The 7079-nt window shown below is 55.1% G+C and carries 5 protein-coding genes; 3 read left to right on the forward strand and 2 right to left on the reverse strand.

Features of this window, described 5'->3' with window-relative positions; translation table 11 throughout:
• The first annotated feature begins 295 nt into the window (after positions 1-295).
• The 3 genes from deoC to B3Z49_RS18855 are packed head-to-tail and all read left to right on the forward strand — an operon-like array spanning position 296 to position 3105.
• The gene (gene deoC / locus B3Z49_RS18845) at positions 296-1129 is read left to right on the forward strand and encodes a deoxyribose-phosphate aldolase (protein ID WP_296993623.1); all 834 of its coding nucleotides are present in this window, start codon (positions 296-298) and stop codon (positions 1127-1129) included.
• 59 nt (positions 1130-1188) lie between these two features.
• A complete protein-coding gene (locus tag B3Z49_RS18850; RefSeq protein WP_296993625.1) occupies positions 1189-2412 on the forward strand; it encodes a phosphopentomutase in 1224 nt (407 codons plus the stop codon).
• Between the two features lie 6 nt (positions 2413-2418).
• Positions 2419-3105 carry a DsbA family oxidoreductase gene (locus tag B3Z49_RS18855; RefSeq protein WP_197147493.1) on the forward strand — a complete coding sequence of 229 codons (687 nt, stop codon included), beginning with the start codon at positions 2419-2421 and terminating at the stop codon, positions 3103-3105.
• 61 nt (positions 3106-3166) lie between these two features.
• Here B3Z49_RS18855 and mfd read toward each other — a convergent pair whose 3' ends face one another.
• Entirely contained in the window at positions 3167-6664 is a 3498-nt protein-coding gene (gene mfd, locus B3Z49_RS18860; protein ID WP_296993629.1) for a transcription-repair coupling factor, read from the reverse strand.
• 7 nt (positions 6665-6671) lie between these two features.
• Positions 6672-6944 carry a succinate dehydrogenase assembly factor 2 gene (locus B3Z49_RS18865; protein WP_296993631.1) on the reverse strand — a complete coding sequence of 91 codons (273 nt, stop codon included), beginning with the start codon at positions 6942-6944 and terminating at the stop codon, positions 6672-6674.
• Positions 6945-7079: the final 135 nt, after the last annotated feature.

Below are 7079 nucleotides of genomic sequence, written 5' to 3' on the forward strand. Positions count from 1 at the left end.
GTGCTGTATTCCCGCATCGGTATTCGGCTTATCGTTCCGGGCGGATATCTGTGCTCGGTCGCGGGTGACAAACCGCTTGAAGGACGTGAAGGTCAGCTTCTGCTGTCGAAATAGCGGGCCTTTGACGTTTCCGCGTTCTGATTGAAACTGTATTTTGAGACGGATCGATTGATTGCCGAATGAAGGTTGGATACCCTTCAGGCCGTCGTTGATCCGTCTTTCTCATTCGGGCCAGATGGTCACCGATTTTGCCGATATTGACGAACCGCGCATAGCGCGTTGCAAGGAATGTTTGATGTTCGATCCGAAAACTGTTTCAGAAGTCATTTCAGTTGCCAAGAACAAGGCCGTGCCAGATGCCGAGACGGCACGCCGTGCGATTTCTGTTCTGGATTTGACCAGCCTGAATGATGATGACAATGAACAGGTCATCGAAGCCCTGTGCAAACGCGCGCAAACGCCTGAGGGAAACACAGCAGCTGTTTGCGTCTATGCCCCGTTTATCGAAACCTCGTGGCGGACACTGGGCCAGTCAGGTGTGAAAACCGCAACCGTGGTGAACTTCCCCGAAGGCGGCACCAATGCCCAGCGTGTTGCCGACGAGACCGCAAATTGCGTTTCCAAGGGCGCAGACGAGATCGATCTTGTCTTCCCCTACAAGGCATTTCTTGAAGGCGATGTCGCGACCGCAACGGATGTTGTCGATGCCACGCGCACGGCCTGCGGAACGATGACCACCATGAAGGTCATCCTTGAAAGCGGCGAGTTTGATGATCTTGGCAAACTTTACGACGCCGCCCGGGTTGCCATCAAGCATGGTGCAAATTTCGTCAAGACATCGACCGGCAAGGTGTCTGTCGGCGCAACGCCCGAAGCCGCGGTTGCAATGCTTACGGCCATTCGCGATGCCCGCGACGAGGATGGTATTGATGCCGGCTTCAAGGCATCTGGCGGAGTTAAGTCCACCGAGGACGCCGCCCTTTATCTTGCGATTGCCGATCACATCATGGGCGAAGGCTGGGCAAAGCCGGAAACCTTCCGTTTCGGGGCAAGTGGCGTTTTGACCGCGTTGCTTGAAACCTGTGGCACGAAACCGGGTGATGCACCGGCTGCGACTGGCAACTACTAGAATTTATGACTATCTGCTGGGCATCGCATTGCCCGGATAAGGTTTGAAGGAAGACATCAATGGCACGTGCCATCATTATCGTGGCGGACAGTTTCGGGATCGGTTCGGCACCGGACGCGGCAAAATTCGGTGATCAGGGCTCTGATACCCTTGGCCACATCGCAGAACAATGCGCCAAAGGCCTTGCCGATAGCGACAAGCGCAGTGGTCCCCTGAATGTGCCGAACATGGTGGCACTTGGTCTTGGCGAGGCTGCCAAGGATGCCACAGGTCGTGTCCCGCCCGGTCTTGATCATGGCGGTGCAATGATCGGCGCATTTGGCCATGCCAAGGAACTATCGCGCGGCAAGGATACGCCAAGCGGCCATTGGGAAATTGCCGGTGTGCCGGTGGATTTCGATTGGGGTTATTTTCCCCTGACCGTCCCGACATTCCCGGCGGAACTGACCGATGCCCTGATCGAACAGGCTAAATTGCCGGGCATTCTTGGTAACTGCCATGCCTCGGGCACGGCCATCATCGCAGAGCTTGGCGAAGAGCATATCAAAACCGGAAAACCGATTTGTTATACCTCGGCCGACAGCGTGTTTCAGATTGCTGCCCACGAGGAGCATTTTGGCCTCGATCGCCTGTATGATGTCTGTGAAATCGCCTTCAAACTGGTTGAACCCTATAATATCGGGCGTGTAATTGCCCGTCCGTTCCTTGGTGAAACGCCTGCTGATTTCAAGCGGACGTCAAACCGTCGTGATCTTGCCGTTCCGCCCCATAAACCAACCCTGCTTGATCTGTTCAGCAAATCGGGTGGTAAGGTGATTTCGGTCGGTAAAATCGCCGATATCTATGCCCATCGCGGGATTGCCAAAAAGGTTAAAGCGTCCGGGAATATGGCGCTGTTTGATGCCATGATGAAAGAAATCGACGAAGCCCCGGATAACAGCATTGTGTTCACCAACCTGGTGGACTTCGACATGGAATTCGGTCACCGTCGTGATGTCGCCGGGTATGCAAACGCGCTTGAGGAATTTGATCAACGAATTCCGGAACTGCGCGCCGCGTTAAAGCCTGGAGATCTGGTGATCGTTACCGCCGATCACGGGTGTGACCCGACCTGGCGCGGCAATGACCATACACGCGAATTTGTGCCGATCCTTGCCTTTGGACCGGCGATTGCGCCAGGACCATTCGGGATGCGCGAAACCTTTGCCGATATCGGGCAAACGGTTGCCGACCATCTTGGGATTGCGCCGCTGGCGACGGGAACGTCTTTCTTGAATGGATAAAGTGCAATGAATTGGCAGTTCGGACAAAGTGAAGCATCAAATTCGCCGATCAGGATCGAGGCGATTGTCGATACGATTTGTCCGTGGTGCTATATCGGCAAGAAGCGCCTTGAAAAAGCGTTGTCACGCGAAAAGCTTGATAACCTGATCATTCACTGGCGCCCTTTCCTGCTTAACCCGGATATGCCGAGTGGCGGCATTGATCGCAAACTTTATCTATCCGCAAAGTTCGGCGGAAGCGAAAGTGCCGAACGGGTTTACAAGGCGATCGAGGATGCCGGGGCTGCGGTCGGTATCCCGTTCAGGTTTGATCTGATTAACGTGACGCCAGATTCAACGGACTCTCATCGCCTGATCTACAAGGTGTGCGCAGAACGGCCAGCGGTTGGCAATGATTTGGTCGAAGATCTGTTCGTGGCCTATTTCCTTGAAGGTCAGGATATCGGCAATCATGAACTTCTGGCCGACATCGCAGTTCGCCATGGCGAAGACAGAAACGAAATTCTGGAATATCTTGCGGGTGACATGGACCGGGAATTTGTCAGTCAGGAAAACCGGGTCGCGCATCAGATGGGTGTAACCGGTGTACCGTGCTTCCTGTTTAACAGCCGCCATGCCCTTTCGGGCGCACAGGAACCCGATATCCTTCAGCGTATGATCCGACTGGCGAGACAGGAAGAAATTCCGGTCTAAGCAAGAGCCCATTGAGAATTGAAAAAAAAGGCGGGATAACAATCTGTTACCCGCCTTTTCTTTATGCGTTTCCTGCGATATCCGAAAGCCGTTTCATCAATCGTTTGAGGCCTTCAAGCCGGTCGGTCGGGCCATCCCAGCCGGCGGAATAGACGATCTTGTGATCCGGTCGCAGGCGGGCGACGCCAACCTGTTGCTGGATAAAGCCGATCAAACCGGCCGGGTTCGGGAACTCGTTATTCCGAAGCGTGATGAGTGCCCCTTTCGGGCCCGCATCAAGCTTCTCGATATTGGCAACCCGACACCATTGTTTGATGGTGACCACATCCAGAAGGTTTTCGACTTCCTTGGGCAATTTGCCAAACCGGTCAATCATTTCGGCGGCAAACTGGTCGACCTCTTCACGCGATCGCAATTCGGAAATACGGCGATAAAGACCAAGCCGCACACCAAGATCCGGCACGTAACGATCCGGGATCAGAACCGGCATGCCGATATTGATCTGCGGGACGAAACTTGCCTCTTCGGATGCATCGATCTCGCCCTTGGCTTCTGCCACGGCTTCTTCGATCATCTGTTGATAAAGCTCGATCCCGACTTCCTTGATATGGCCCGATTGTTCTTCACCAAGCAGGTTGCCTGCCCCGCGAATATCAAGATCGTGGCTCGCCAGATTGAACCCAGCACCCAGACTATCAAGGGTCTGCATGACTTCCAGTCGCTTAAGCGCTGTTGCCGTCAGTTTCTTGCCATTTGGCAAGGTCAGATAGGCATAGGCACGCTGTTTGGAACGTCCAATACGGCCACGCAACTGATAAAGCTGAGCCAAGCCGAACATGTCGGACCGGTGAATGATCATCGTGTTGGCGTTTGGAACATCAATACCCGACTCAATAATGTTGGTCGCGAGCAGCAGATCAAACTTACGGTCGGTGAAATCGGTCATGACCTGTTCAAGGTCACGCGCGCCCATCTGGCCGTGTGCCACGTCAAACTTGATTTCCGGTACAAGATTTTGAAGTTCCTTGGCAACCCGGTCGAGTTCATTGACCCTTGGGCAAACATAGAAAATCTGACCACCACGGTGGCGTTCGCGCAAGATGGCCTCGCGCACGACAACCGGGTCATATGGCGTGATATAGGTCCGGACCGCCAAACGGTCGACCGGCGGTGTGGCAATGATCGAAAGTTCCTTTACCCCGGTCAGGGCCAGTTGCAAGGTCCGCGGGATTGGCGTCGCGGTCAGGGTCAGGACATGCACATCGGATTTCAGTTCCTTGAGGCGTTCCTTGTGCTTGACGCCGAAATGCTGTTCCTCGTCAACGATCAGAAGGCCAAGGTCCTTGAAGTGCACGCCCGTCCCCAGAAGCGCATGGGTGCCACAGACGATATCGACATGGCCGCTTTCTAGGTTCTCCTTGACCAGTTTGGCGTTCTTGCCGGTGACAAGGCGCGACAGCTGTTCAACCCGAACCGGCAGGCCTTCAAAGCGCTCCTTGAAATTCAGGTAATGCTGACGGCAAAGAAGTGTTGTCGGCGCCACCACGGCCACCTGTTTGCCCGACATGACGGCGGCAAAGGCGGCGCGCATGGCGACCTCCGTCTTGCCAAAGCCGACATCGCCGCAAACGAGACGATCCATCGGCTTGCCAGCCGACAGGTCATCAAGGGTATCGCGGATCGCGCGTGCCTGATCCTCGGTCTCGGCAAACGGGAAGCCGGCGCAGAACTCGTCATAGGCGCCCTCAGGTGCTTGAAGCATGGCGCCCTTGCGCAGATGACGTTCAGCGGCAACCTTGATCAGCTTGCCTGCCATGTCACGGATGCGTTCGCGCAGCTTGGCCTTACGGGCCTGCCAGGCAACACCGCCCAGCTTATCAAGGATCGAGATGCCCTCGTCCGAACCATATCGCGACAGGACCTCGATATTTTCGACCGGCACAAAGAGTTTGTCGCCGCCATCATATTCAAGTTCAAGACAGTCATGCGGGGCGCCACCTGCCGTCACGGTTTTCAGGCCCAAATAGCGCCCGATACCGTGTTCAAGGTGGACAACAAGGTCGCCTTCGGAAATCTCGGACGCTTCACGCAGGAAATTGTCTGCCTTGCGACGGCGTCCACCCGGGCGGCTCATGCGGTCGCCAAGGATATCCTGTTCGGTAACAAGCCAAAGGCCTTTACGCCGGAAACCACGTTCGATATCGAGGATCACGACGCCGACATGCTCAAAGGTCAGATCGTCGGTCACGTCTTCCCAGCATTCGCAGGTAACGACTTTGCCGACGCCATGTTCGCGCAGCAATGACACGATGCGATCACGCGATCCATCGGAATAGGCCGCGATAACAACCTGATTTTCCTTGCCTCGCTGTGTGGTGATGAAATCACGCAGTTCGTCATACAGATTGACGTCCGCACGCGCACGCACATCGCCAAAATCACGCCCTGCCCGCGCACCAAGATCGTAAATACCGCGATCGGGATTTTCATCATCGTAATAGGGCGAGAATTCCAGAACCGGGCGGTCTGACAGCATGCGGTCAAACTCTGCCTGATCAAGGTAAAGCCGTTCTGGCGGCACCGGTTTATAGACGTTGTCACCCGATAGCCCGCCGCCCTTGATATTAAGGCGTGCCTGATAATAATCATCGATCATCTCAAGCCGGTTTTCGATGACCTCGCCATATTGATAATCAAGGCTGACGATGGTTTCGGGCACATAGGCGAATATCGTATCCAACCCGTCATGAAACAGCGGCAGCCAATGCTCCATCCCGCCATACTTCAGGCCGTTGGAAATAGATTCATAAAGTGGATCGGTCTGCGATACCGCGCCAAACAGCTCGCGATAGCTGCTTCGGAACCGCGAAATGCTATCCGGGTCAAGATAGACTTCGCCCACGGGCAACAGGGAAATTTCCTTAACCTTGCCGACAGTGCGCTGGGTTTCGACATCAAAGCGACGGATGCTTTCGATCTCATCGCCAAAGAAATCAAGCCGAACCGGTTCCTTCATGCCCGGGGCAAAGATATCGACAATATCACCACGAACGGCGTAGTCGCCCGGTTCCATCACCTGTTCCGCGCGGTTGTAGCCCATTCGCTCGAAATAGGCGGTCAGCTCTGCGCGGTCGTATTCACTGCCAGCCTTGAACGCCAGCTTGCCTTTGCGCATGACATCGACGGTCGGGACACGCTGCATTGCCGCGGCGGCGGTTGTCAGGACGATACGGCCATTGCCAGCTGCGGACTCCTTGCTGTCGGCAAGGGTTGTCAGCGTTTCGACGCGCCGTGCGGTGACTTCCGAAATCGGTGAAACACGGTCATAAGGCAGGCAATCCCACGCCGGCAGCGTCAGGACTTCGATTTCACCGGCGAAGAATTGCAATGCCTCCGCCAGTTGGGCCATGCGCTTGTCATCGCGTGCGACGTGAAGAACGGTCTTGTTCTTGCCCGCACTATCAAGCAGTTCACGCAGGATCAGGGCGTCTGCGCCTTCCGGCACACCGCCTACCCGTTTGCGACCATTGGTCGATATGATTTCTTTGAGTTTGTTCAATGTATTGTCAGGCGTTGCTCAGGTCCCGGATCATGCGCAGGACATCCGTGTCATACTGTGCAGGTGCCGCTTCCTTGCCGGTTGCCCATTTGAAGAAATCGGCATCCGGTACTTCGTTGATCAGGATTTCAAATCTATCAAGTTGTTCTGCCGTCAGGGTCGCCAGATGCCTGTCCATGAAACGCCCCATCAGGATATCGTTCTCCTTGGTGCCACGATGGCTTCCACGGAACAGCAGCTTTTTACGGCGCATTTCAAGGTCCGATACGGTGTCGGTCATTCTTCGATCTCCTGACTTCCTGTGCAGCGCCTTGCGGGAGGCCACTGCAGCCTGTTCTGTGGCATGGTTTGTACGGCAAAATCTCCTACGGGTCCATGCCGTGATCGGGTCATTTTGTATCAAATGATGACTTGA

Source organism: Thalassospira sp. UBA1131 (assembly GCF_002311515.1).
Lineage (GTDB): Bacteria > Pseudomonadota > Alphaproteobacteria > Rhodospirillales > Thalassospiraceae > Thalassospira.

What these genes read in the sequence shown, in the direction of transcription:
- deoC (WP_296993623.1), top strand. Translation starts at nt 296, where the DNA reads ATGTTCGATCCGAAAACTGTTTCAGAAGTCATTTCAGTTGCCAAGAAC.
- B3Z49_RS18855 (WP_197147493.1), top strand. Translation starts at nt 2,419, where the DNA reads ATGAATTGGCAGTTCGGACAAAGTGAAGCATCAAATTCGCCGATCAGG.
- B3Z49_RS18850 (WP_296993625.1), top strand. Translation starts at nt 1,189, where the DNA reads ATGGCACGTGCCATCATTATCGTGGCGGACAGTTTCGGGATCGGTTCG.
- B3Z49_RS18865 (WP_296993631.1), bottom strand. Translation starts at nt 6,944, where the DNA reads ATGACCGACACCGTATCGGACCTTGAAATGCGCCGTAAAAAGCTGCTG.